Source organism: Pseudomonas glycinae (genome assembly GCF_001594225.2).
In the GTDB taxonomy this organism is placed as follows: Bacteria; Pseudomonadota; Gammaproteobacteria; order Pseudomonadales; family Pseudomonadaceae; genus Aquipseudomonas; species Aquipseudomonas glycinae.
Window position 1 is genome coordinate 4613594 of record NZ_CP014205.2, and the last position, 23824, is coordinate 4637417.

Genomic DNA, 23824 nt, shown 5'->3' on the forward strand with positions numbered 1-23824 from the left:
GAGCGATGACCATGAAGACTCTCGTTATCGCGACCCTGGCCCTGCTCGGCAGCGCTGCCGTTCATGGCGCCGAAGTTGATCAATCCTTGATCAAAAAAGGTGAATACCTCGCCCGTGCCGGCGACTGCGTGGCCTGCCACACGGCCAAGAACGGCAAGCCGTTCGCCGGTGGCCTGCCGATGGAGACCCCGATCGGCACGATCTACTCGACCAACATCACCCCGGATAAAACCGGCGTCGGTGACTACAGTTTCGAGGATTTCGACCAGGCCGTGCGCCATGGCGTGGCCAAAAACGGTAGTACCTTGTACCCGGCGATGCCGTACCCGTCCTACGCCCGTGTCAGCGAACCCGACATGCAGGCGCTCTACGCCTACTTCATGCACGGCGTGGAACCGGTGGCGCAAGAGAACAAGGCCAGCGACATCCCGTGGCCATTGAGCATGCGCTGGCCGCTGATGGGCTGGCGCTGGCTGTTCGCACCGAAGGTCGAAGACTACAAACCCGCGTCGGACGACGCAGTCGTCAGCCGTGGGGCGTATCTGGTGGAAGGCCTCGGACATTGCGGCGCCTGCCATACGCCACGGGCTCTGACCATGCAGGAAAAATCCCTGAGCGCGGCCGAAGGCAGCAGTTTTCTGTCAGGCAGTGCACCGCTGGAAGGCTGGATCGCCAAAAGTCTGCGCGGCGACCACAAGGACGGTCTCGGCAGCTGGAGCGAAGAACAACTGGTGCAGTTTCTCAAGACCGGGCGCAGCGACCGCAGTGCGGTGTTCGGTGGCATGAGCGACGTGGTCACCCACAGCATGCAATACATGACCGACGCCGACCTGACCGCGATTGCCCGTTACCTGAAATCGCTGCCGGCCAATGACCCTGCCGACCAGCCGCACCAGTACGACGAAAAAGCTGCCAAGGCCTTGTGGAACGGTGACGACAGTCAGCGCGGTGCGTCGGTGTACATCGACAACTGTGCGGCGTGCCACCGCACTGACGGCCATGGCTACACCCGGGTGTTCCCGGCGTTGGCGGGCAACCCGGTGCTGCAATCGGACGACCCGACTTCGCTGATCCACATCGTGCTCAAGGGTGGCACCCTGCCTGCGACGCACACGGCACCGTCCACCTTCACCATGCCCGGTTTCGCCTGGCGCCTGTCGGATCAGGAAGTGGCGGATGTCGTGAGCTTTATTCGTGGCAGTTGGGGCAACAAGGGCGCGCCCGTCAAGGCCGCTGATGTCGCCGAATTGCGCAAGGACGATATGAAGCAAACCTCGAACGATGACCTCGGCCAGGTGACACAGCACAACTGACTGTTCGCCCAACGGCACTAGTCAGATCGACAGCGCCTCGATACTGTATATACACACAGTATCGAGGCGCTGCCATGTCCACCCCTCTTCCTCCGCGCGGTCGCGGCACCGCCACCAACCCGCACAACCGCTTTGCACCGAGTCGCTCGGTGGCCGAGGACGACGGCTGGTATCAGGAAGTGCCATTGACCCAGGGCACCGAGGTCAGTTTCGAGACGGCTAAGACCATCATCACCCGCAACACCTCGCCGGACCTGCCCTTCGACCGCTCGATCAATCCCTATCGCGGCTGCGAGCATGGCTGCATTTATTGCTATGCACGGCCCAGCCACGCCTATTGGGACATGTCGCCGGGGCTGGATTTCGAAACCAAACTGATCGCCAAAACCAACGCCGCCCAGGTGCTGGAGGAACAGCTTGGCAAGAAAGGCTATCAATGCGCGCCGATCAATCTCGGCTCCAACACCGATCCCTATCAGCCGATCGAACGCGAACACAAAATCACCCGCCAGACCCTGGAAGTGCTGCTGCGCTACCGGCACCCGGTGACCATCGTCACCAAGGGATCGCTGATCCTGCGCGACCTCGACCTGCTCACCGAACTGGCGCAGCAACGGCTGGTGGCGGTGATGATCAGCCTGACCACCCTGGACGACGAACTCAAACGCATTCTCGAGCCCCGCGCCGCCGCGCCCAAGGCCCGGTTGCGGGCCATCCGGGTCATGCGCGAGGCGGGGATTCCGGTCGGTGTGCTGTGTTCGCCGATGATTCCGATGATCAACGACAGCGAAATCGAAAGCCTGCTGACCGAGGCCCACGCGGCCGGCGCCCAGAGCGCGGCCTACATGATGCTGCGCCTGCCGCTGGAGGTGGCGCCGCTGTTCGAGGAATGGCTCGAGGCGCACTACCCGCAGCGTGCGGCGCATGTACTGAGCCTGATCCGCCAGAGCCGTGGCGGCGAGCTGTACGACAGTCGTTTCGGTACCCGGATGCGCGGCGAGGGGCCGTTTGCCGACCTGCTCGCCCAGCGCTTCGCCAAAGCATTGAAACGTCTTGGGCTCAATCACCGCGAAGGTTTCAACCTCGATTGCACGGCCTTCTGTCCGCCGGGTCGCCAGATGGCGCTGATTTAGGAACAATTGGCCGATGGTTGAGCGGCAGGAATGCTTGACCGGTTTACCCCGGTCACGTTTTTTGTGACCTGGAACACACGTTCTAGAGCGCTTGATTCAGTTTGAGTTAAGTTTCGGCAGTTACCTTGTTCATCGAGTGACTGACGGGTCGGGATGACCCGGATGTTCTAAACAGCCACTGGCTTCACACCGGAATACACGGGAACGACTCCCCGAATCCGCCAATGAGGATGAATCATGAGTGACAAGGATAAACAGCCGTTGGCTGCGTCGGCGCAAGCCGCCCCTGTGGCGGAATCCGCCGATGCAGCGTTGAAGCGTATCGTTGACGGCTTTTTGCATTTTCATCATGAGGTCTTTCCGCAGCAGGAAGAACTCTTCAAGAAACTCGCCACGGCACAGTCGCCACGGGCGATGTTCATCACCTGCGCCGACTCGCGCATCGTGCCCGAACTGATCACCCAGAGTTCGCCCGGCGATCTGTTCGTGACCCGTAACGTCGGCAACGTCGTGCCACCCTACGGCCAGATGAACGGCGGCGTTTCCACCGCCATCGAATACGCGGTCCTGGCCCTCGGCGTGCAGCACATCATCATTTGCGGCCACTCCGACTGCGGCGCCATGCGCGCGGTGCTCAACCCGGACAGCCTGGAAAAAATGCCGACGGTCAAAGCCTGGCTGCGCCACGCCGAAGTCGCGAAAACCATGGTGCATGACAACTGCAACTGCACCGACGAAAAAGAAAGCATGCCGATCCTCACCGAGGAGAACGTCATCGCCCAACTGCAGCACTTGCGTACCCATCCTTCGGTAGCCTCGCGCATGGCGAACGGTCATTTGTTCATCCATGGCTGGGTCTACAACATCGAAACCAGCGAAATCAAAGCTTACGACGCGGATCAGGGTTGCTTCCTGCCGCTCGACGGCAGCCATCCGATTCCGGTGGCGACGCCCAAAGCGCGCTTCTAAATCCTCCTAAAAATCTGTGTGGTTTGACGCCGGCCGCTGTTTCAGCGGCCAGGCCTTGCCACGCCTGAAGAAAACTTCGGGAGAATCGCCATGCGTGCGGCTCAATTGAAAGCTGTGTTGCCACGGGAGTTGCTCGCTTCAGTGGTTGTGTTTCTGGTCGCTCTGCCGCTGTGCATGGGCATTGCCATTGCTTCAGGGCTGCCGCCGGCCAAAGGCCTGATCACCGGGATCATCGGCGGTCTGGTGGTGGGCTGGCTGGCGGGCTCCCCGTTGCAGGTCAGCGGGCCGGCGGCGGGTCTGGCGGTGCTGGTGTTCGAGCTGGTGCGCCAGCACGGCATCGAAATGCTCGGGCCGATCCTGCTGCTCGCCGGTTTCCTGCAACTGGTAGCGGGACGGCTGAAGCTCGGTTGCTGGTTCCGGGTCACGGCGCCAGCGGTGGTGTACGGCATGCTTGCGGGGATCGGCGTGCTGATCGTGCTCTCACAGGTGCATGTGATGCTCGATGCGTCACCGAAACCCTCAGGTCTCGACAACCTGACGGCATTCCCCGGCGCGGTGGCGCAGGCCTTGCCGTCCCTTGGCTGGCAGGCCGGTTTGCTCGGGCTGTCGACCATCGCGGTGATGTGGTTGTGGGAGAAATTCCGCCCGCATTCGCTGCGTTTCATTCCGGGCGCGCTGCTCGGTGTCGGTCTGGCGACAGGTGCCAGCCTTTTGCTGGCGCTGCAAGTGAAGCGGGTTGAAGTGCCGGCGAATCTGGCGGAAGCCATCGACTGGCTGAAACCGGCGGATCTGCTCAGCCTGGCCGACCCGACGCTGCTGATCGCCGCGTTTGCCGTGGCCTTCATCGCCAGCGCCGAAACCCTGCTGTCCGCCGCTGCCGTGGATCGTATGCATAGCGGCCCGCGTTCGGATTTCGACCGTGAGCTGTCGGCGCAAGGCGTCGGCAACATGCTCTGCGGTCTGGTCGGCGCGCTGCCGATGACCGGGGTGATCGTGCGCAGTTCGGCCAACGTCCAGGCCGGCGCCACCACACGCTACTCGACGATTTTCCATGGCCTTTGGCTGCTGGCGTTCGTGTTGTTGCTGTCGAGCGTGCTGCAGAGCATTCCGGTGGCGAGTCTGGCGGGCGTTCTGGTCTACACCGGTTTCAAACTGGTGGATCTCAAGGCGTTCCGTGGTCTGGGGCGTTATGGTCGGATGCCGATGTTCACCTACGCCGCCACGGCGCTGGCGATCATCTTCACCGACCTGTTGACCGGGGTGCTGATCGGTTTCGGCCTGACCCTGTTGAAGCTGGCGTTCAAGGCCTCGCGCCTGAAAATCAGCCTGATCGATCTGCCGCAGGAAGGGGAAATGGAGTTGCGTCTGGTGGGCGCGGCAACGTTCCTCAAAGTGCCGGCACTGACTCAGGTGCTGGGCAGCATTCCGCCGGGCACGACGGTGCATGTGCCACTCAACAACCTGAGCTACATCGACCATTCGTGTCTGGAACTGCTTGAAGAGTGGGGCCGGGCGAATGCGGCCAAGGGGGCGAAACTGTTGATCGAGTCGCGCGGGTTGAAGCGACGGCTCGAGGGGCGGATCCGCACCACGACCGGGATCGGTGCGGCGGGCTAACCCCCATCTGGAAATAAACCTTGTGGGAGCTGGCTTGCCAGCGATGACGGAGTGCCAGTCTGATGATTTCGACTGATCCACCGCTATCGCTGGCAAGCCAGCTCCCACAGGTATCCGGGCATATTCCGGTTATGCGGCAGGCTGATCCAGCTCCAGGCCCACGCCCAGACGCCGGCTCATGCACGGCCAGCGTTTCCATGCCGCACCGGTGTCCGGGCTGCTGAGTTTCTCGCGATAGGCTTCCACCGACTCCAGCGCGAAGCTGTCGTCGTCGAGCATGCTGTCCACTGCGTGATGCACCACTTCGTCGAGTTGATTGGCAAATTCCTCACCGAGCAACTGGTGAGCAATCAGATTGGCGACCGTCATGTCCAAGGGGATCAGTGGCTGGCCGAGATGCTTGATGTAAAGGTCGTTGACCTCTTCGACAAAACGGTGCGCCAGATAGGCTTCGTCCAGCAGACTGTCCAGGCCCACGGGCGGCTGGAGGAAGTACTGCTCGGCGATTTTCAGCACCGGTTTGATCTGCGATTCGATTCCCGCTTCCCTGGCGACTTCATTGGCTGCATCCAGCAGATCTGGCACTTCGTCGATATAGGCGGCGACAAAACGCGTCAGCACGCCGTTGGCGTCGGTTTCCGGCAACTGGATCGCCGGGTGCAGGTGTTGCAGTTGGGCTTCGAGCTGACGGGTCAGCTTTCCGGTTTCAATCTCGTGTTGTCGGGCTATGTGGATCTGCTCGCGCAATGCGGCGGTGTTCATGAAAACTCCAGGAAACAAGGCAATGAAATAGGGAAGACATAACTTAGCTGGCTTACGAAAAATGCTAAGACGCATTTGTCATAATTATTTCATCCTTGATGCACCGGCGTTATATCGGTTTGCCAACACTCGTCTGCATCCTTCTCCATTCGTGCCCTGGAACGCAAGTGCCAGCTGTTTCATACGATTTACGTCCTCACATTGCATTTCTCAGCGGCTGTCTATACTCGCCATTGAATGGAGTTAGCTGATGACGCCCGACTGCCCACGCAGCAAGGCCCGGCGATTCAAGTTCGTAGTCTGATGCAGCCGCTCCCTTGCCTCTGGTGAAAGCCGGCGGGATAACAAGAACGATAAGGGGAACCCGCAATGATGCGACATCCACACGTCTGGATGGGCCTCCTGTTGTGGTCGATTTTCAGCCCGGTGCAAGCTGCCTGGACTGTGAATATGGCGCCTGGAGCGACTGAAATCAGTCACGCAGTATTCGACCTGCACATGACCATTTTCTGGATCTGTGTGGTGATCGGGATCATCGTCTTCGGCGCCATGTTCTGGTCGATGATGGTGCACCGCCGTTCTACCGGGCAGGTCGCCGCAAAATTCCACGAAAGCACCACCGTCGAAATTCTCTGGACCGTCGTCCCGCTGCTGATCCTGGTGGCGATGGCCGTTCCGGCGACCGCGACCCTGATCAAGATGTACGACACCAGTGAGCCGGATATCGATATCCAGATCACCGGTTATCAGTGGAAGTGGCACTACAAATACCTGGGCCAGGACGTCGAGTTCTTCAGCAACCTGGCCACCCCCGCCGAGCAGATCCACAACAAGGAAGCCAAGGGCGAGCACTACCTGCTCGAGGTCGACAAGCCGCTGGTGCTGCCGACCGGGGCCAAGGTGCGCTTCCTCGTGACCTCCGCCGACGTGATCCACTCCTGGTGGGTGCCGGCCTTCGCGGTCAAGCGCGATGCGATCCCCGGGTTCGTCAACGAAGCCTGGACCCGCATCGACAAGCCCGGCCTCTACCGTGGCCAGTGCGCCGAGCTGTGCGGCAAGGACCACGGCTTCATGCCGATCGTGGTCGACGTCAAGGAGAAGGCCGACTACGAAAAATGGCTCGCCGAGCGCAAGGCCGAAGCGTTGCAGCTCAAGGAGCTGACCAGCAAGGAATGGACCCTCGACGAACTCAAGGAACGTGGCGACAAGATCTACCACACCACCTGCGTCGCCTGTCACCAGGCTGAAGGCCAGGGCCTGCCGCCGATGTTCCCGGCCCTCAAGGGCTCGAAAATCGCCACCGGCCCGAAAGAGGCGCACCTGAGCATTGTCTTCCACGGCAAGCCCGGCACCGCCATGGCGGCGTTCGGCAAGCAGCTGTCGGAAGTCGATATCGCAGCGGTCGTGACCTACGAACGTAACGCCTGGGGCAACAACAAGGGCGACATGGTCACGCCAAAAGAAGTGCTGGAGCTGAAACAGGCGGAAAGCAAATGAGCCGGTCTATTGCGTACTTCGTGAACCGGTCGGGGCCCTGCGCCTCGGCCTGCCCAGTCCACTCACTTGAAGGAGACCGGCCATGAGCGCTGTCATCGATGACCACGGTCATGCCGACCACGACCACGCCCACGGCCCCGCCAAAGGCCTGATGCGCTGGGTGCTGACCACCAACCACAAGGACATCGGCACGCTGTACCTGTGGTTTGCGTTCTGCATGTTCCTGCTCGGCGGCTCGTTCGCTATGGTGATCCGCGCCGAGTTGTTCCAGCCCGGCCTGCAGATCGTCGAGCCGGCGTTCTTCAACCAGATGACCACCATGCATGGTCTGGTGATGGTGTTCGGTGCGGTGATGCCGGCGTTCGTCGGCCTCGCCAACTGGATGATCCCGTTGATGGTCGGTGCGCCGGACATGGCCCTGCCGCGGATGAACAACTTCAGCTTCTGGCTGCTACCGGCGGCGTTCCTGCTGCTGGTCTCGACCCTGTTCACCCCCGGTGGCGGGCCGAACTTCGGCTGGACGTTCTACGCGCCGCTGTCCACCACCTATGCCCCGGAAAGCGTGACGTTCTTCATCTTCGCCATCCACCTGATGGGGATCAGTTCGATCATGGGCGCGATCAACGTGATCGCCACCATCCTCAACCTGCGCGCCCCCGGCATGACCCTGATGAAAATGCCGCTGTTCGTCTGGACCTGGCTGATCACCGCGTTCCTGCTGATCGCGGTGATGCCGGTGCTGGCCGGGTGCGTGACGATGATGCTGATGGACATCCACTTCGGCACCAGCTTCTTCAGTGCCGCCGGTGGCGGTGACCCGGTGCTGTTCCAGCATGTGTTCTGGTTCTTCGGCCACCCCGAGGTGTACATCATGATCCTGCCGGCCTTCGGTGCCGTCAGCCAGATCATCCCGACCTTCTCGCGCAAGCCGCTGTTCGGCTACACCTCGATGGTCTACGCCACGGCGAGCATCGCGTTCCTGTCGTTCATCGTCTGGGCGCACCACATGTTCGTGGTGGGCATCCCGCTGGTGGGCGAGTTGTTCTTCATGTACGCGACGATGCTGATCGCGGTGCCGACCGGGGTGAAGGTGTTCAACTGGGCCAGCACCATGTGGCAAGGCTCGATGACCTTCGAGACGCCGATGCTGTTTGCCGTGGCGTTCGTGATCCTGTTCTCGATCGGCGGTTTCTCCGGGCTGATGCTGGCCATCGCTCCGGCGGACTTCCAGTACCAGGACACCTACTTCGTGGTCGCGCACTTCCACTACGTGCTGGTGCCGGGGGCGATCTTCGGGATCTTCGCGTCGGCCTATTACTGGCTGCCGAAATGGACCGGCCACATGTACGACGAAACCTTGGGCAAGCTGCACTTCTGGCTGTCCTTCGTCGGCATGAACCTGACCTTCTTCCCGATGCACTTCGTGGGTCTGGCGGGCATGCCCCGGCGAATTCCGGACTACAACCTGCAGTTCGCCGACTTCAACATGGTGTCGTCGATCGGCGCGTTCATGTTCGGCGCCACGCAGATCTTCTTCCTGTTCATCGTGATCAAGACCATCCGTGGCGGCGAGCCGGCTCCGGCCAAACCGTGGGATGGTGCCGAAGGTCTGGAGTGGAGCGTGCCGTCACCGGCGCCGTATCACACCTTCACCACGCCGCCGGAAGTGAAATGAACATTTTCTGCCTTGTGGAAACGCCTGTGGGAGCGGGCATGCCCGCGATGGCGGCCTGCCTGAAACACCACGTCGGCTGCATCGCTGGCAAGCCAGCTCCCACAGGGTTCTCGGCCGAGGGCAAAGATCATGGCTGACTCGATTTCGATGAAGAAGCTGGTCACCCGACTGCTCGGTGTGGTGGTGGCGATGTTCGTCTTCGGTTTTGCCCTGGTGCCGATCTACGACGTGATGTGCAAAGCGTTCGGCATCAACGGCAAGACCGCCGGGCAGTACGAGGGCGAGCAGACCGTCGATGCCTCGCGGCAAGTGCGGGTGCAATTCCTGTCGACCAACACCGCCGACATGCCTTGGGACTTCTACCCCAAGCATGACGAACTGACGGCCAACCCCGGCGCGGTGAACGAGATGATCTTCATCGCGCGCAACCCCACCGACAAACCGATGAGCGCTCAAGCCGTACCGAGCATCGCGCCGAGCAATGCGGCGGCGTATTTCCACAAGACCGAATGCTTTTGTTTTACCCAGCAGGTGCTGCAGCCCGGTCAGCAGATCGAGATGCCGGTGCGTTTCATCGTTGACCGCGACATGCCCAAGGACGTGAAGCACCTGACGCTGTCCTACACGCTGTTCGATATCACCGCCCGACATCCTCCGGTGGCTGCAAACACTGGCGGTTAAGCGTGCCCGATAAGGAGAACAATAAATGGCAACTCATGAGCACTATTACGTCCCGGCCCAGAGCAAGTGGCCGATCGTCGCCACGGTGGGGATGTTCGTCACCGTGTATGGTCTGGCGACCTGGTTCAACGATCTGAAGGCAGCGCGTCCGGAATCCCACGGCCCGCTGATCTTTTTCGTCGGCGGCCTGTTGCTGGCATACATGCTGTTCGGCTGGTTCGGCACGGTGATCAAGGAAAGCCGCGCGGGGTTGTACAGCCCACAACTGGACCGCTCGTTCCGCTGGGGCATGAGCTGGTTCATCTTCTCCGAGGTGATGTTCTTCATCGCCTTCTTCGGCGCGCTGTTCTACGTGCGACACATTTCCGGCCCGGCGCTGGGTGGCGAAGGCACCAAAGGCATCGCCCACATGCTCTGGCCGAACTTCCAGTTCACCTGGCCGCTGTTGCACACGCCGGATCCGAAACTTTTCCCGCCGCCCAAGGAAGTCATCAGCCCCTGGGGCCTGCCGCTGATCAACACCATCCTGCTGGTGAGCTCCAGCGTGACCATCACCATCGCCCACCATGCGCTGAAGAAAGGTCATCGCGGCGCGCTGAAACTGTGGCTGGCGATCACCGTGCTGCTGGGTTGCGCGTTCCTCGGCTTCCAGGCCGAAGAATACATCCACGCCTACCACGAACTGGGGCTGACCCTCGGCTCGGGCATCTACGGCGCGACGTTCTTCATGCTCACCGGTTTCCACGGCGCCCACGTGACCATCGGCACGATCATTCTGTTCGTGATGTTGATGCGCATCATGAAAGGCCATTTCGACAACGAACATCAGTTCGGTTTTGAAGCGGCGAGCTGGTATTGGCACTTCGTCGATGTGGTGTGGATCGGCTTGTTCATCTTCGTTTATGTGCTTTAACAGCAGCTGCAAGCCGCGAGCTGCGAGCTTCAAGTCAAAACGGTAAGGCTTGTAGCTTGTAGCTTGGTGCTTGCAGCTACCACGGCGCGTGCGACACCAGTTGGCCGCTGTAGAAACCCCAGGCAATCAAGCCGACGGTGCAAGCGGCCAATGCCACCCGAACACTCAAGGCGATCACTAGCCGATTCGAGCTGCTGTCGTCCTTGACCAGGAAAAACAGGCCGCTGAACAGGCTGACCACCGTGGCAATCAGCATCAGGACGATGGCTGCTTTGAGCATGGGAAGAACTCCGGGGGAACAAGCGATGCAGTTGAGTATAGCGATCGCACTGACTGATTTTCTGGCGCGGCCATGAAGCGCTTCCGGCCGGGCGTGGTGCCGACACTGGTAGTCGGCCTGCTGCTGCCGTTGCTGATTTCGCTGGGCTTCTGGCAACTGGGCCGTGGCGCGGAGAAAACCGCCCTGCTCGCCAGCTACGCCGAACGCCGCGCCGCCGAACCGATGGCCAGCACCGAGTTGCTGCACAGCGCCGATCCGGCCTTTCGCCGGGTGCATCTGCACGGCCAGTTCGATGCCGCCCACAGCCTGTTGCTGGACAACCGTCAGCGCAACGGCAAGGTCGGCGTCGAACTGCTGCAACCGTTTCAGGATCAGCGCAGCGGCCAGTGGCTGCTGGTCAATCGCGGCTGGCTGCCGTGGCCGGACCGGCGCACGGCACCGCAATTCACCACGCCGGCCGACGCCGTAAACGTGGATGCCTGGGTGTATATCGCCCCCGGTGCCACCTTCCAGCTACATGCCGATCCGGTCAGCAGCACCTGGCCGCAAACCGTCACCGCCGTCGAACCCGCGAAGCTGTGGAAAACCCTCGAACGCGACGGCTTCGCCTACGAATTACGCGCCGAACCCGGCCCGGCCAGCTATCAGGCCGACTGGCCGGTGGTCGCGATGGGCCCGGAGAAACACCTCGGTTACGCCGTGCAGTGGTTCGCCATGGCCACCGCCCTGCTCGGTCTCTACCTCTATCTCGGCTGGCACAACGCAAAGGAGAAACACCATGGGAGCGGCCATGAATCCACCCAGCATGTCTGAAACGAAAGTCCCGGCCAGTCGCCGTCGCGGACGCATCCAGCTGCTGCTGATCGTGCTCGGCGTGGTCGGTCCGATGATCCTCGCCACCGGCATGTACAAGTTGCAGTTCTGGGTGCCGGAAGGTCGCAGCTATCACGGCGAACTGATCGGCAACGGTCAGACCCGCGCCGACCTCGGTATCCAGGCTGACGAAACGCGCTGGCAGATGCTGGTGACCGCGCCGAAGGATTGCGCGGTGGACTGCCAGCAACTGGTCTACCTGGCGCGGCAGATCCAGATCGGTCTCGGTCGCGAGGCCGGACGCGCCAGCCACGCCCTCGCTGCCGCGCAACCACTGGCCGCCGACTACGAAGCCAAGCTGACCCGCGAATACCCGCAGCTGCAACGCTACCCGCTGGACGCAGCCACCTTCAGCAAGGCCACAGGCGACAAGGCCACGCCGCAACTGTGGATCATAGATCCCCACGGCAACCTCGTGCTGCGCTACGACCCGAGCGTCAAGGGCAAGGACCTGCTCAACGACCTGCGCCACCTGCTGAAACTGTCGAACATCGGATAAGGGCATCGTCATGGCCAAACCTGGATTTCGCCTCGCGCTGTTTGCCACCCTGCTGGCACTGATCGTGGTGCTGCTCGGCGCCTACACCCGCCTGACCCACGCCGGCCTCGGCTGTCCGGACTGGCCGGGCTGCTACGGGTTCATCAGCGTGCCGAAAAGCGAAGCCCAACTGGCCCATGCCGAACTGCATTACCCCGACTCGCCGGTGGAGGCGCATAAAGGCTGGAACGAGATGATCCACCGCTACTTCGCCGGCACCCTCGGCCTGTTGATTTCGGTGTTGGCCGGGCGCGCGTGGGTCAATCGTCGTCATCCCGGGCAACCGCTGAAACTGCCGTTGTTTCTGCTGGCGGTGGTGTTCGCCCAGGCGGCGTTCGGCATGTGGACGGTGACGCTCAAACTCTGGCCGCAAGTGGTGACCGGGCATTTGCTCGGTGGCTTCGCGACCCTGAGCCTGCTGTTTCTGCTGACGTTGAGACTGTCCGGCGTGCTGCCGGCGCTGACCGTGCCCAAGCGTCTGCAATATTGGGCGACCGCCGGCCTGTTGCTGGTGATCGGCCAGATTGCTCTCGGCGGCTGGGTCAGTTCCAACTACGCGGCGGTGGCCTGCATCGACTTCCCGACCTGCCACGGTCAATGGCTGCCGCCGGCGGATTTCGCCAACGGCTTTCACCTGACTCAACACATCGGCCCCAATTACCTCGGCGGGCAACTCGACAGCGATGCACGCACGGCGATTCATCTGACTCACCGCATCGGCGCGTTGCTGGTGACGATTGTCCTGCTCGGTCTGGCCTGGCAACTGAAAGTGGTGGGCATGACCCGACTGGCCGGGCTGGTGCTGATCGCCCTCGCCGCGCAGATCACCCTCGGCATCAGCAACGTGGTGTTCCATCTGCCGCTGCCGGTGGCCGTGGCGCATAACGCCGGCGGTGCCGCGCTGCTGCTGACGATGGTGCTGGTCAACTATCACGCGCGAACCAGTCTGGTTCGGGTCCGGCAGCCGATGATCGCGCGCTGGCGCCTCAGCCCGCGCAAACACTCGGCGGCGCCCATCACTATTAAAGGAGAGACGCCATGGCGATTCTGATCGGCGAACGTCCGGCGCAGGCGCTGTGGCGTGATTACCTGGAGCTGACCAAACCGAAAGTCGTGGTGCTGATGCTCATCACTTCGCTGGTGGGCATGTTCCTCGCGACCCGCGCCGGGGTGCCGTGGACGGTGCTGGTGTTCGGCAACCTGGGGATCGCGTTGTGTGCCGGTGGCGCGGCGGCGGTCAATCATGTGGTGGACCGGCGCATCGATGCGGTCATGGCCCGCACCCACAAACGGCCGCTGGCGGAGGGCCGGGTTTCGCCCACAGGCGCACTGACCTTTGCGCTGGTGCTGGCACTGCTCGGCCAGGCCCTGCTGCTGACCTTCACCAATCCGCTGACTGCGTGGCTGACCCTGGCCTCGCTGCTCGGCTACGCGGTGATCTACACCGGTTTCCTCAAACGCGCGACGCCGCAGAATATCGTCATCGGTGGCCTTGCCGGCGCCGCGCCGCCGCTGCTCGGCTGGACCGCCGCGACCGGCCACGTCAGCGCCGAACCGTTGCTGCTGGTGCTGATCATCTTCGCCTGGACCCCGCCGCACTTCTGGGCGCTGGCCATCCATCGCAAGGAGGAATACGCCAAGGCCGATATTCCGATGCTGCCGGTCACCCATGGCGAGCACTACACCAAGGTGCACATTCTGCTGTACACCTTCGCCCTGCTGGCGGTCAGTCTGCTGCCGTATGCGATCCACATGAGCGGCCTGCTGTACCTGATCTGCGCGCTCGGTCTGGGCGCCAGGTTTCTGCAATGGGCCGTGGTGCTGTACCGTGGCACTCGGCCGCACGCGGCGATCAACACCTTCAAGTACTCTATCTGGTACCTGTTTCTGCTGTTCATCGCCCTGCTCGTAGACCACTACTTACTGTTGAACCTATGACTCGAACCCAGAAAACCGTCTTCATCCTCGTCGCCGTGATCGCGCTGATCCTCGGCCTGACCGTCAACAAAGTGCTGAGCGGCAAGGGCCAGGGCGACCCGACCGCACTGATCGACGCCGGCATCATCCTGCTGCCGCAGAGCCGCAACCTGCCGGACGTGACGATGACCAATCAGGACGGCCAGCCGGTCACGGTCAACGAGCTCAAGGGCAAGTGGAGCCTGCTGTTCTTCGGCTACACCTTCTGCCCGGACATCTGCCCGACCACCCTCGCCCAGCTGCGCCAGATCAAAAGCGAACTGCCGAAGGATGCTGTGGATAAATTGCAGATCGTGCTGGTCAGCGTCGATCCGAACCGCGACAACCCCGCGCAGTTGAAGCAGTACCTGGGCTACTTCGATCCACAGTTCATCGGCCTGACGCCGAAGTCGATCGACGAGCTGCAGAAGGTGGCGAACGCAGTGAGCATTCCGTTCATTCCGGCGGACACCAGCAAGCCGAATTACACGGTGGATCACAGCGGGAATCTGGCGGTGATCGGGCCGGACGGAACACAGCGCGGGTTTATTCGCGCGCCGTTGAATAATGCCAAGCTGGTTGCGCAGTTGCCGGTGATGTTGAACCGCAAGTAAAAACTGAACGCACAAAAAGGGGACGCCACTGGCGTCCCCTTTTCGTTTTGATCGTTCCCACGCTCTGCGTGGGAATGCAGCAAGGGACGCTCTGCGTCCCAGCGGACGCGGAGCGCCCGGGGATGCATGCCCACGCAGAGCATGGGCACGATCAAATCAGAACGCCGGCAACACCGCGCCTTTGTACTTCTCGGTAATGAATTTCTTCACTTCCGGGCTGTGCAGGGCAGCGGCCAGTTTCTTCATGGCGTCGCTGTCCTTGTTGTCCGCGCGGGACACCAGGATGTTCACGTAAGGCGAGTCGCTGCCTTCGATGACCAGCGCATCCTTGGACGGATCGAGCTTGGCTTCCAGCGCGTAGTTGGTGTTGATCAGCGCCAGGTCGACCTGGGTCAGCACGCGCGGGATGGTCGCGGCTTCCAGTTCACGGATCTTCAGGTCTTTCGGGTTCTGGGCGATGTCCTTGACGGTCGACAGGATGTTGGTCGGATCCTTCAGGGTGATCACGCCGGCCTTGGCCAGCAGCAACAGCGCACGGCCGCCGTTGGTGGCATCGTTCGGGATCACCACGTTGGCGCCGCTTGGCAGCTCTTCGATTTTCTTGAACTTGCTGGAGTAGGCGCCCAGCGGCTCCAGGTGCACGCCAGTCACGGAAACCAGGTTGGTGCCCTTGGCCTTGTTGAATTCATCGAGGTACGGCTGGTGCTGGAAGAAGTTGGCGTCCAGACGCTTCTCGGCCACCTGGACGTTCGGCTGAACGTAGTCGGTGAAGACCTTGACCTTCAGATCCACGCCTTCTTTCGCCAGAGCCGGCTTCACGAATTCGAGGATTTCCGCGTGCGGTACAGGAGTGGCAGCAACGGTCAGGGTTTCGTCGGCGTGGGCCGAGAACGCTGCAACGGCAGCCAAGGCAACGATCAGTTTTTTCATTCAGCTAACTCCTTTTTACGGCGCCCGTCTGGCGCCTGCCAGCGAATGGCCGGCTCATGTCATTACAAAACCGGTTATTTGCGCGAGAAGTGCACGACCAGTCGGTCGCCGACCATTTGCAGCACTTGCACCAGAATCAGCAGCAATACCACGGTGACGATCATCACGTCAGTCTGGAACCGCTGGTAGCCGAAACGGATCGCCAGGTCACCCAGGCCACCGGCACCGACCACACCGGCCATCGCCGTGTAGGAAACCAGTGTAATCGCCGTCACCGTAATTGCTGCGAAGATGCCCGGACGGGCCTCCGGCAGCAGGGCGTTCATGATGATCTGGCGAGTGGTCGCGCCCATCGACTGGGTTGCCTCGATGATGCCGCGATCGACTTCACGCAGGGCGGTTTCCACCAGCCGCGCGAAGAACGGCGTCGCGCCCACTACCAGCGGCGGAATCGCACCGGCCACGCCCAGCGAGGTGCCGGTGATCAGCACGGTGAACGGGATCATCACGATCAACAGAATGATGAACGGCAGCGAACGCAGGATGTTCACCACCAGCGACAGCAAGGCGTACACGCCTTTGGCTTCGAGCAACTGACGCGGGCTGCACAGGAACAGCAACACGCCCAGCGGCAGGCCGAGCAGCACGGTGAACAGCAGCGAACCGCCGAGCATCATCAGGGTGTCGCCAGTGGCGAGCCAGATTTCGTACCAGTCGATATTGGTGAAGAAACTCATCAGGTCTTCCATTAGCGCAACACCTCCATGTGAACGTCAGCGGCGGTGAAGCGGGCGAAAGCTGCGTCCATGTCGCCACCGGTGACGGCGAGGGTCAATTGCCCGTAGGGGATGTCTTTGATGCGGTCGATACGACCGGCCAGGATGCTGTAGTCCACACCGGTTTCCCGGGCGACGGTACCGAGCAACGGCGCGTAGGTCGCTTCGCCCTGGAAGGTCAGACGCACGATGCGGCCAGGCACGTGAGCGAAGTCATCGCGCTGCTCGCTTTCGTCGATCTGCTCGCTTTCCTGAACAAAGCGCTTGGTGGTCGGGTGCTTCGGATGCAGGAACACATCGGCCACCGAACCTTGCTCGACGATCACGCCGGCATCCATCACGCCGACCTGATCGCACACGCGGCGGATCACATCCATCTCGTGGGTGATCAGGACGATGGTCAGTTTCAGTTCACGGTTGATCTCGGCCAGCAGTTGCAGGACCGATGCCGTGGTCTGCGGGTCGAGGGCACTGGTGGCCTCGTCGCACAGCAGGATCTTCGGCTTGGTCGCCAGGGCGCGAGCAATGCCGACGCGCTGCTTCTGACCGCCGGACAGTTGCGCCGGGTACTTTTTGGCGTGATCGGACAGACCGACCCGCGCCAGCAACTCGGCCACACGCTGGTCGATCTCGGCGCGGGACAGTTCACCGGCCAGGGTCAGCGGCAGCGCGACGTTGTCGGCCACGGTCTTGGATGCCAGCAGGTTGAAGTGCTGGAAGATCATCCCGACCTGCTGACGAAAACGGCGCAGGCCGTTGGCGTCCAGCGCGGTGACTTCTTCACCGTCGACGATGATCTTGCCGCCACTGGATTGCTCCAGGCGATTGATCAGACGCAGCAGGGTACTTTTTCCCGCGCCGGAATGGCCAATCAGGCCGAACACCTGACCGTTCTCAATGGAGAAGCTGGTCGGGTGCAGCGCGGTGATGTCCTTACCGGCGACGCGGTAAGTCTTATGGACGTTTTGAAACTCGATCACGTAGCGAACCTTGTGGGGCGCGTTGGAAAAGGATCAGCGGTTAGCCGGGCGCGCATTTTAGCCTGTCCGTATAGAGGTTCTTAGCATTTATTTCGCGAATAACCTTCGATTTGGCAATAACAGGATCAAAGGTCATAAAAAAGGAACGCCCGAAACCCTCATCAGTCACTAATTAAGCGACTTGAAAACCCTGGGTGCCGTGCCTGGGAAACACTCAAGCGTTCCGGGGCAATCCCGGGACAAACAGGAGTTCATGACTGATGAGTACCAAGAAACCTGCCAATGACAAAAGCCAACTGGCCGGCACCGATACCCCGGATCGCGCCAACACCAATGCCAAACTCGACAGCCTGGAGAAGTTTCGCTCCGACGCTACCGGTCAGGCCCTGCGCACCAACCAGGGCGTGAAAATTGCTGATAACCAGAACACCCTCAAGGCCGGAGCTCGCGGGCCGTCGCTTTTGGAAGACTTCATCATGCGTGAAAAGATCACGCACTTTGACCATGAACGGATTCCCGAGCGCATCGTCCACGCCCGCGGCACCGGCGCCCATGGTTTCTTTCAGAGCTACGAGAACCATTCGACGCTGACCAAGGCCGGTTTCCTGCAGGATCCGGGGAAGAAAACCCCGGTGTTCGTGCGTTTTTCCACGGTGCAGGGGCCGCGTGGTTCCGGCGACACCGTGCGTGACGTGCGTGGTTTTGCCGTGAAGTTCTTCACCGACGAAGGCAACTTCGATCTGGTCGGCAATAACATGCCGGTGTTCTTCATTCAGGACGCGATCAAGTTTCCCGACTTCGTCCACGCGGTAAAACCCGAACCGCATAACGAAATCCCCACCGGCGGCTCGGCCCACGACACCTTCTGGGACTTCGTGTCCTTGGTGCCGGAATCGGCGCACATGGTGATCTGGGCCATGTCCGACCGGGCCATCCCGAAAAGCCTGCGCAGCATGCAGGGCTTCGGCGTGCACACCTTCCGGCTGATCAATGCCGAGGGCAAATCGCGCTTCGTCAAATTCCACTGGCGCCCTACCGCCGGCACCTGTTCGCTGGTCTGGGACGAGGCGCAAAAACTTGCGGGCAAAGACACCGACTACCATCGGCGGGATCTCTGGGAAGCCATCGAAATGGGCGACTACCCGGAATGGGAACTCGGCGTTCAGGTCATCGAAGAGGAAAACGAACACGACTTCGATTTCGACATTCTCGACCCGACCAAGCTGATTCCCGAGGAAATCGTCCCGATCACGCCATTGGGCAAGATGACCCTCAACCGCAACCCGGACAACTTCTTCGCCGAAACCGAGCAGGTCGCGTTTTGCCCCGGGCATATCGTACCGGGCATCGACTTCTCCAATGACCCGCTGCTGCAAGGTCGGCTGTTTTCCTACACCGACACGCAGATCAGCCGACTCGGCGGGCCGAACTTTCATGAGCTGCCGATCAATCGTCCGGTCGCGCCGTTCCATAACGGCCAGCGCGATGCCCAGCACCGTACGGTGATCGATAAGGGCCGCGCTTCGTATGAACCCAATTCCATCGATGGCGGCTGGCCGAAAGAAACCCCGCCGGCCGCGCAGGACGGAGGTTTCGAGAGTTATCCGGAGCGTATCGACGCCAACAAGATTCGTCAGCGCAGCGAGTCGTTCAGCGACCACTTCTCCCAGGCGCGGTTGTTCTTCAACAGCATGAGCGCGCACGAGAAAGAGCACATCATCGCCGCCTACAGTTTCGAACTGGGCAAGGTTGAGCGTGAGTTCATCCGGGCGCGGCAAGTGAACGAGATTCTCGCCAACATCGATCTGGAGCTGGCCAAACGCGTGGCGGCCAACCTGGGTCTGCCAGCGCCAGGCAAAGGCACCGTCGACGTACCGAAAACATCACTGGATCGCTCACCATCGTTGAGTCAGGCCAACCTGTTGCCGGAGAACATCAAGACACGAAAAGTCGCGATCCTTGCGGCCAATGGTGTCGATGGTGCGGCAATTGATGCGATGAAGAAGGCGCTGGCGGCAGAAGGTGCGCACGCCAAACTGCTCGGCCCGACCTCGGCGCCGGTGAAAACCGCCGATGGCAAAAGCCTGGCGGTGGATGCGTCGATGGAAGGTTTGCCTTCGGTGGCGTTCGATGCGGTGTTCGTGCCGGGTGGCGCGGCGTCGGTCAAGACGTTGAGCGGTGACGGCGTGGCGTTGCATTACCTGCTGGAGGCATACAAGCACCTGAAGGCGATTGCGCTGCAGGGTGAGGCCAAGCAGTTGCTGGACGTGTTGAAGCTGGAAACGGATGCCGGGTTGCTGGAGGGCAAGGATGTTGGCGCGCTGACCCAGCCATTCTTTGCTGCGATCGGGCAGCATCGGGTCTGGGATCGCGAGCCTAAGGCCAAGGCCATTCCCGCTTAAGGATGTTGGTTGACTGACAGGACGCCTTCGCGGGCAAGCCCGCTCCCACAGGACTGCACTGTACCTGTGGGAGCGGGCTTGCTCCGGGCTGCGTTCCGACGATGCTTTTTAAGGTTTGCGCGGGCTCAGAACCATCTGCGCCGGTACCGTGCGCAGAATCTGTTTCTCGATCTTCAGAGCGAAATCCGGATCAAGCTTCTTCACGCGCTTGGTGATCAACGTCGCCAGCCACGGGTAATCATTGGTGCGTGGAGCCTGAATGCTCACCGCACAGTCGTAATTCACCACATCGGCGGCGATCGCATCCAGTTGGCGGCGAAGTTTGCGGCTATCGGTGATGTTCAGCGCGACCGTGGTGCTCTCGGCGGTCGGATCGATCACCTTGGCTTTCGGCTTGGCTTCAGCAGCTTGCAGCGCCGCTTCGGCTTTCTCCAGCTCGGCCTTGCGCGCTTCAGTGATCGCGCCGTTGACGCCACCGGTCAGTGCCGGGGCCTTGGGCATCAGCACGCGGGCACGGGCCAGCGCGGTCGCGGCCGCATTGACATCGCCCTTTTGCAGGACGATCTGGCTGCGGCGCAGATAGGCTTCGGCCAACTGGCGCTGGTATTGCTCAAGGGATTGATCGTTGGGTGTTTCGGCCTGCAAGGCTGCCAATTGGTCTTCGGCAGTGGCCAGTTCGCTGCTGGCCAGGCTTTGCTCCAGCTGTGCGATGGCCGTGGCCCGCGCATCGGGGACTTCGGCCACCGGCGGCGTGCTTTGGCAGGCGCCCAGCAGCACTGAAAAGGCCACAAGGAGCAGATAACGGGAGGCGAACGGCTTCATTCCTGCGACTCTCTATTTGCGCAAAAAACGAGCAAGTCTACACCCCTCGACGGGGCAGAACAAAACTCAGCAGAAACAGTGCGGCGGCCGTCACAACGATTGACGGACCGGCCGGGGTGTCCTTGAACCACGACAACGCCAGCCCGCCACACACGGCGAGCATGCCCAGCACGCTCGCGCCCAGTGCCATCTGCTCCGGAGAACGGGCGTGACGCTGTGCCGCAGCCGCCGGAATGATCAACAGCGAAGTAATCAGCAACACACCGACGATTTTCATCGCCACTGCGATCACCACCGCGATCAACAGCATCAGCGCCATGCGCAAACCGGCTACCGGCAGGCCTTCGACCCTGGCCAGCTCTTCGTGCACGGTGATCGCCAGCAATGGGCGCCATAGCGTCACCAGCAACGCCAGCACGGCTGCGCTGCCACCGAGGATCCACGCCAGATCGGTCGGGCTGATCGCCAGCAGGTCGCCGAACAGATAGGCCATCAGGTCGATCCGCACTTCATGCATGAAGCTTAGTACCACCAGCCCGAGAGAGAGCGTGCTCGGTGCGAGAATTCCCAGAAGCGTGTCGGACGCCAGTGGCTGACGCTGCTGCAAGGTCACCAGCAACACCGCCAGCAGCAGGCAGCCCACGGTCACCGCCACGGTCGGGCTGACATCCAGCAAAAAGCCCAGGGCCACGCCAAGCAGTGCGGCGTGGGACAGCGTGTCGCCGAAATAGGCCATGCGCCGCCAGACCACGAACGAGCCCAGCGGCCCCGCGACCACCGCCAGCGCCAGACCTGCAAGCAGGGCGTAGAACAGAAAATCAGCCATGCTTGCAGCTATCTCCGTGAACGTGAGGTTGGCCTGTCACAGGCCCTTTGACCACCGAACCGTGCAGGTCGTGGGCGTGGTCATGATGGTGGTGATAGATCGCCAGGCTCGGCGCGTTGTTGCCGAACAGCTCGACAAACGCCGGATCGCCGCTGACCTGCTCGGGATGCCCGGAGCAGCAGACGTGACGGTTTAGGCACACCACCTGATCGGTGGTACTCATCACCAGATGCAGATCGTGGGACACCATCAACACGCCGCAGCCATGCCGATCGCGCAGCCGGGTGATCAGGCTGTACAGCTCGGCCTGCCCGGCCACATCGACGCCTTGCACCGGCTCGTCGAGCACCAGCAGCTCCGGCTCGCGCAACAAGGCACGGGCCAGCAGCACGCGCTGCATCTCGCCGCCGGAAACGCTTTGCACCGGGCTATCTATGACGTGCTCGGCGCCGACTTCCTTGAGTGCCGCCAGCGCACGCGGGCGATCGACGCCCGGCACCAGCCGCAGGAAGCGCAGCACCGACAGTGGCAAGGTCGGATCGACATGAAGTTTTTGCGGCATGTAGCCGACGCGCAGTTTCGGCTTGCGCCATACGCTGCCGCTGTCGGGCTTCAGCAGCCCGAGCACGGCGCGCACCAGCGTGGTCTTGCCGGCGCCGTTGGGGCCGATCAGGGTGACGATCTGCCCCGGCTCGACGCTCAGGTGAATGTTGTCCAGCACGTTCTGCCCGGCAAACCGGACCGCCACCTGCTCCAGACGGATCAGCGCATCGCTCATCAAGCCCCCCGGCAACCGGAGCAGAGACCAACCACTTCGACGGTCTGGGCCTCGACGATAAAGCCGACATCCCTGGCGCTGTGGACGATGGCGTCGCTGATGGTTTTTTGCTCAAGTTCGATGGCGGCGTGGCATTCACGGCAGATCAGGAACTGGCCCTGGTGCGAATGTTTCGGGTGAACGCAGCCGACGAAGGCGTTGAGCGAGGAGATGCGGTGCACCAGGCCGTTTTCCAGCAGGAAATCCAGCGCCCGGTACACGGTTGGCGGCGCGGCGCGGCGGCCGTCCTGCTCACTGAGTACCGCCAGAATGTCGTAGGCACCCAGCGGCTTGTGGCTCTGCCAGACCAGTTCCAGCACGCGCCGGCGCAACGCGGTCAGGCGCAAGCCTTTCTGTGCACACAGGGCATCGGCCTCGGACAGCGCGCTGTGAACGCAGTGCGAATGGTCGTGGGGACGGCTGGCAATCGGTGTAATAGGCATGAGCGGCGACGAGTTTGGTTAGAGACGTTATTATGTTACCCGTTCTCGCCTCATTGAGTGGTCATCGTGTCCCGACTTTTTTCTGTTTTTGTCGTATTCATCACCGGTTTTCTGCTGATCGGTCCGGCTCAGGCCGAGGTCAGAGTCCTCACCAGCATCAAGCCCCTGCAACTGATTGCCGCTGCGGTGCAGGACGGCGTGGCGATTCCGGAAGTGCTGCTGCCACCGGGCGCTTCGCCGCATAACTACGCGTTGCGTCCGTCCGACGTACGCAAGGTGCAATCGGTGGACCTGCTGTACTGGATCGGCCCGGACATGGAAGGTTTTTTGCCTCGCGTGCTGAACGGTCGTACGCTGCCGAGCGTTGCGGTACAGGACCTGCCGGGCATGAAACTGCGCCGCTTCGCCGCGGACAGTCATTCCCATGCCGAAGAAGCCGACGAACACGATCACGACCATCGCCCGGGCAGCCTCGATGCGCATTTGTGGCTATCGCCGGTGAACGCGCGGGTTATTGCCGACAAAATGGCCGCCGACTTGAGCGCTGCAGACCCGGCCAACGCCGAGCGTTATCAGAGTAACGCCAAAGCGTTCGACGAGCGTCTGGATGCACTGGATCAGCGTTTGAAGAAACGCTTGGCCAGTGTTGAAGGCAAACCCTACTTCGTCTTCCACGAAGCCTTCGACTACTTCGAAGAGGCTTACGGCTTGAAACACACCGGCGTGTTCAGCGTTGCAGCAGAAGTGCAACCCGGCGCCCAGCATGTGGCGGCGATGCGCGCGCGGTTGCAGGAAGTCGGCAAGACCTGCGTGTTCAGTGAGCCGCCGCTGCGTCCACGTCTGGCCGAGACCCTGGTGGCAGGCCTGCCGGTGAAGCTGGCAGAACTGGATGCATTGGGCGGATACACGCCTGCGACGGCTCAGGGTTATGAGCAAGTGCTGGAGAAGCTGGGGAATGATCTGGCGGGTTGTCTCGAATCGCTCTGATACAAAAAAACCGCAGCCTG

The 23824-nt window shown here is 61.6% G+C and carries 24 protein-coding genes; 15 read left to right on the top strand and 9 right to left on the bottom strand.

Annotated elements, in window-relative coordinates; all coding sequences use genetic code 11:
- Window positions 1–11: 11 nt before the first annotated feature.
- From AWU82_RS21090 to AWU82_RS21105, 4 genes are all read left to right on the top strand, one after another.
- Complete coding sequence (locus AWU82_RS21090; RefSeq protein WP_064379546.1) at window positions 12–1313, top strand: c-type cytochrome; 1302 nt, start codon at window positions 12–14, stop codon at window positions 1311–1313.
- Between the two features lie 74 nt (window positions 1314–1387).
- A complete protein-coding gene (locus tag AWU82_RS21095) occupies window positions 1388–2446 on the top strand; it encodes a PA0069 family radical SAM protein (RefSeq protein ID WP_064379549.1) in 1059 nt (352 codons plus the stop codon).
- Between the two features lie 237 nt (window positions 2447–2683).
- On the top strand, window positions 2684–3415 hold the full coding sequence (locus AWU82_RS21100; protein ID WP_011331804.1) for a carbonic anhydrase: 732 nt from the start codon (window positions 2684–2686) through the stop codon (window positions 3413–3415).
- A 90-nt stretch (window positions 3416–3505) separates the two neighbouring features.
- Window positions 3506–5032: a SulP family inorganic anion transporter gene (locus AWU82_RS21105; RefSeq protein WP_064379551.1), complete on the top strand. Its 1527-nt coding sequence runs from the start codon at window positions 3506–3508 to the stop codon at window positions 5030–5032.
- Between the two features lie 129 nt (window positions 5033–5161).
- Here AWU82_RS21105 and AWU82_RS21110 read toward each other — a convergent pair whose 3' ends face one another.
- The gene (locus AWU82_RS21110) at window positions 5162–5794 is read right to left on the bottom strand and encodes a hypothetical protein (RefSeq protein ID WP_064379553.1); all 633 of its coding nucleotides are present in this window, start codon (window positions 5792–5794) and stop codon (window positions 5162–5164) included.
- Window positions 5795–6163: 369 nt separating this feature from the next.
- Here AWU82_RS21110 and coxB point away from each other — a divergent pair, with 369 nt between their 5' ends.
- The 4 genes from coxB to AWU82_RS21130 all read left to right on the top strand — a co-directional run bounded on the left by coxB (window position 6164) and on the right by AWU82_RS21130 (window position 10560).
- On the top strand, window positions 6164–7291 hold the full coding sequence (gene coxB / locus AWU82_RS21115) for a cytochrome c oxidase subunit II (RefSeq protein ID WP_011331801.1): 1128 nt from the start codon (window positions 6164–6166) through the stop codon (window positions 7289–7291).
- 82 nt (window positions 7292–7373) lie between these two features.
- On the top strand, window positions 7374–8966 hold the full coding sequence (gene ctaD / locus AWU82_RS21120; protein ID WP_007953983.1) for a cytochrome c oxidase subunit I: 1593 nt from the start codon (window positions 7374–7376) through the stop codon (window positions 8964–8966).
- 129 nt (window positions 8967–9095) lie between these two features.
- Window positions 9096–9647, top strand: a complete 552-nt coding sequence (locus AWU82_RS21125; RefSeq protein ID WP_011331799.1) for a cytochrome c oxidase assembly protein — start codon at window positions 9096–9098, stop codon at window positions 9645–9647.
- Between the two features lie 25 nt (window positions 9648–9672).
- On the top strand, window positions 9673–10560 hold the full coding sequence (locus AWU82_RS21130; RefSeq protein ID WP_011331798.1) for a cytochrome c oxidase subunit 3: 888 nt from the start codon (window positions 9673–9675) through the stop codon (window positions 10558–10560).
- A gap of 76 nt (window positions 10561–10636) precedes the next feature.
- Here AWU82_RS21130 and AWU82_RS21135 read toward each other — a convergent pair whose 3' ends face one another.
- Window positions 10637–10840 (bottom strand): twin transmembrane helix small protein, encoded by a 204-nt coding sequence (locus tag AWU82_RS21135; RefSeq protein WP_064379555.1) that lies wholly within the window; start codon window positions 10838–10840, stop codon window positions 10637–10639.
- Window positions 10841–10912: 72 nt separating this feature from the next.
- On the opposite strand from AWU82_RS21135, the gene AWU82_RS21140 reads away from it, so the two are divergent.
- The 5 genes from AWU82_RS21140 to AWU82_RS21160 are packed head-to-tail and all read left to right on the top strand — an operon-like array spanning window position 10913 to window position 14821.
- Window positions 10913–11653, top strand: coding sequence for an SURF1 family protein (locus tag AWU82_RS21140; protein ID WP_064379558.1), 741 nt, complete (start codon window positions 10913–10915; stop codon window positions 11651–11653).
- Window positions 11619–12212, top strand: coding sequence for a PA_0111/PP_0108 family redox-active disulfide protein (locus tag AWU82_RS21145; RefSeq protein WP_064384047.1), 594 nt, complete (start codon window positions 11619–11621; stop codon window positions 12210–12212). Before AWU82_RS21140 ends, AWU82_RS21145 begins: the two co-directional genes overlap by 35 nt.
- A gap of 10 nt (window positions 12213–12222) precedes the next feature.
- Window positions 12223–13302: a COX15/CtaA family protein gene (locus AWU82_RS21150; RefSeq protein ID WP_064379560.1), complete on the top strand. Its 1080-nt coding sequence runs from the start codon at window positions 12223–12225 to the stop codon at window positions 13300–13302.
- Window positions 13290–14189 (top strand): heme o synthase, encoded by a 900-nt coding sequence (cyoE, locus tag AWU82_RS21155; RefSeq protein ID WP_064379562.1) that lies wholly within the window; start codon window positions 13290–13292, stop codon window positions 14187–14189. The genes AWU82_RS21150 and cyoE overlap by 13 nt, the downstream gene beginning before the upstream one ends.
- Window positions 14186–14821, top strand: coding sequence for an SCO family protein (locus tag AWU82_RS21160; RefSeq protein WP_007953994.1), 636 nt, complete (start codon window positions 14186–14188; stop codon window positions 14819–14821). Before cyoE ends, AWU82_RS21160 begins: the two co-directional genes overlap by 4 nt.
- Before the next feature lie 156 nt (window positions 14822–14977).
- Here AWU82_RS21160 and AWU82_RS21165 read toward each other — a convergent pair whose 3' ends face one another.
- The 3 genes from AWU82_RS21165 to AWU82_RS21175 all read right to left on the bottom strand — a co-directional run bounded on the left by AWU82_RS21165 (window position 14978) and on the right by AWU82_RS21175 (window position 17507).
- Complete coding sequence (locus AWU82_RS21165) at window positions 14978–15751, bottom strand: MetQ/NlpA family ABC transporter substrate-binding protein (protein ID WP_064379564.1); 774 nt, start codon at window positions 15749–15751, stop codon at window positions 14978–14980.
- Window positions 15752–15825: 74 nt separating this feature from the next.
- Window positions 15826–16500, bottom strand: coding sequence for a methionine ABC transporter permease (locus AWU82_RS21170; protein ID WP_011331789.1), 675 nt, complete (start codon window positions 16498–16500; stop codon window positions 15826–15828).
- Complete coding sequence (locus AWU82_RS21175; protein ID WP_011331788.1) at window positions 16500–17507, bottom strand: methionine ABC transporter ATP-binding protein; 1008 nt, start codon at window positions 17505–17507, stop codon at window positions 16500–16502. The genes AWU82_RS21170 and AWU82_RS21175 overlap by 1 nt, the downstream gene beginning before the upstream one ends.
- Before the next feature lie 260 nt (window positions 17508–17767).
- On the opposite strand from AWU82_RS21175, the gene katE reads away from it, so the two are divergent.
- Window positions 17768–19909, top strand: coding sequence for a catalase HPII (gene katE, locus AWU82_RS21180; protein WP_064379565.1), 2142 nt, complete (start codon window positions 17768–17770; stop codon window positions 19907–19909).
- A gap of 108 nt (window positions 19910–20017) precedes the next feature.
- On the opposite strand, the gene AWU82_RS21185 is transcribed toward katE, so the two are convergent.
- The 4 genes from AWU82_RS21185 to zur are packed head-to-tail and all read right to left on the bottom strand — an operon-like array spanning window position 20018 to window position 22817.
- A complete protein-coding gene (locus AWU82_RS21185) occupies window positions 20018–20731 on the bottom strand; it encodes a PA5502 family lipoprotein (protein WP_064379567.1) in 714 nt (237 codons plus the stop codon).
- Window positions 20732–20768: 37 nt separating this feature from the next.
- Window positions 20769–21557 carry a zinc ABC transporter permease subunit ZnuB gene (znuB, locus tag AWU82_RS21190; protein ID WP_064379568.1) on the bottom strand — a complete coding sequence of 263 codons (789 nt, stop codon included), beginning with the start codon at window positions 21555–21557 and terminating at the stop codon, window positions 20769–20771.
- A complete protein-coding gene (gene znuC / locus AWU82_RS21195) occupies window positions 21550–22335 on the bottom strand; it encodes a zinc ABC transporter ATP-binding protein ZnuC (RefSeq protein WP_064379570.1) in 786 nt (261 codons plus the stop codon). The genes znuB and znuC overlap by 8 nt, the downstream gene beginning before the upstream one ends.
- Window positions 22335–22817, bottom strand: coding sequence for a zinc uptake transcriptional repressor Zur (gene zur / locus AWU82_RS21200; RefSeq protein ID WP_064379572.1), 483 nt, complete (start codon window positions 22815–22817; stop codon window positions 22335–22337). The genes znuC and zur overlap by 1 nt, the downstream gene beginning before the upstream one ends.
- A gap of 57 nt (window positions 22818–22874) precedes the next feature.
- On the opposite strand from zur, the gene AWU82_RS21205 reads away from it, so the two are divergent.
- Window positions 22875–23804, top strand: a complete 930-nt coding sequence (locus AWU82_RS21205) for a zinc ABC transporter substrate-binding protein (protein ID WP_064379574.1) — start codon at window positions 22875–22877, stop codon at window positions 23802–23804.
- The last annotated feature ends 20 nt before the right edge of the window (window positions 23805–23824 follow it).

Excerpts from the sequence above, each read along its gene's own strand:
- AWU82_RS21185 (WP_064379567.1), bottom strand. The coding sequence starts at position 20,731 with ATGAAGCCGTTCGCCTCCCGTTATCTGCTCCTTGTGGCCTTTTCAGTG.
- AWU82_RS21100 (WP_011331804.1), top strand. The coding sequence starts at position 2,684 with ATGAGTGACAAGGATAAACAGCCGTTGGCTGCGTCGGCGCAAGCCGCC.
- ctaD (WP_007953983.1), top strand. The coding sequence starts at position 7,374 with ATGAGCGCTGTCATCGATGACCACGGTCATGCCGACCACGACCACGCC.
- AWU82_RS21105 (WP_064379551.1), top strand. The coding sequence starts at position 3,506 with ATGCGTGCGGCTCAATTGAAAGCTGTGTTGCCACGGGAGTTGCTCGCT.
- AWU82_RS21140 (WP_064379558.1), top strand. The coding sequence starts at position 10,913 with ATGAAGCGCTTCCGGCCGGGCGTGGTGCCGACACTGGTAGTCGGCCTG.
- AWU82_RS21110 (WP_064379553.1), bottom strand. The coding sequence starts at position 5,794 with ATGAACACCGCCGCATTGCGCGAGCAGATCCACATAGCCCGACAACAC.
- AWU82_RS21145 (WP_064384047.1), top strand. The coding sequence starts at position 11,619 with ATGGGAGCGGCCATGAATCCACCCAGCATGTCTGAAACGAAAGTCCCG.
- AWU82_RS21095 (WP_064379549.1), top strand. The coding sequence starts at position 1,388 with ATGTCCACCCCTCTTCCTCCGCGCGGTCGCGGCACCGCCACCAACCCG.
- AWU82_RS21130 (WP_011331798.1), top strand. The coding sequence starts at position 9,673 with ATGGCAACTCATGAGCACTATTACGTCCCGGCCCAGAGCAAGTGGCCG.
- AWU82_RS21135 (WP_064379555.1), bottom strand. The coding sequence starts at position 10,840 with ATGCTCAAAGCAGCCATCGTCCTGATGCTGATTGCCACGGTGGTCAGC.
- AWU82_RS21150 (WP_064379560.1), top strand. The coding sequence starts at position 12,223 with ATGGCCAAACCTGGATTTCGCCTCGCGCTGTTTGCCACCCTGCTGGCA.
- AWU82_RS21090 (WP_064379546.1), top strand. The coding sequence starts at position 12 with ATGAAGACTCTCGTTATCGCGACCCTGGCCCTGCTCGGCAGCGCTGCC.
- cyoE (WP_064379562.1), top strand. The coding sequence starts at position 13,290 with ATGGCGATTCTGATCGGCGAACGTCCGGCGCAGGCGCTGTGGCGTGAT.
- coxB (WP_011331801.1), top strand. The coding sequence starts at position 6,164 with ATGATGCGACATCCACACGTCTGGATGGGCCTCCTGTTGTGGTCGATT.
- AWU82_RS21165 (WP_064379564.1), bottom strand. The coding sequence starts at position 15,751 with ATGAAAAAACTGATCGTTGCCTTGGCTGCCGTTGCAGCGTTCTCGGCC.
- katE (WP_064379565.1), top strand. The coding sequence starts at position 17,768 with ATGAGTACCAAGAAACCTGCCAATGACAAAAGCCAACTGGCCGGCACC.
- zur (WP_064379572.1), bottom strand. The coding sequence starts at position 22,817 with ATGCCTATTACACCGATTGCCAGCCGTCCCCACGACCATTCGCACTGC.
- AWU82_RS21125 (WP_011331799.1), top strand. The coding sequence starts at position 9,096 with ATGGCTGACTCGATTTCGATGAAGAAGCTGGTCACCCGACTGCTCGGT.
- znuC (WP_064379570.1), bottom strand. The coding sequence starts at position 22,335 with ATGAGCGATGCGCTGATCCGTCTGGAGCAGGTGGCGGTCCGGTTTGCC.
- AWU82_RS21160 (WP_007953994.1), top strand. The coding sequence starts at position 14,186 with ATGACTCGAACCCAGAAAACCGTCTTCATCCTCGTCGCCGTGATCGCG.
- AWU82_RS21170 (WP_011331789.1), bottom strand. The coding sequence starts at position 16,500 with ATGGAAGACCTGATGAGTTTCTTCACCAATATCGACTGGTACGAAATC.
- znuB (WP_064379568.1), bottom strand. The coding sequence starts at position 21,557 with ATGGCTGATTTTCTGTTCTACGCCCTGCTTGCAGGTCTGGCGCTGGCG.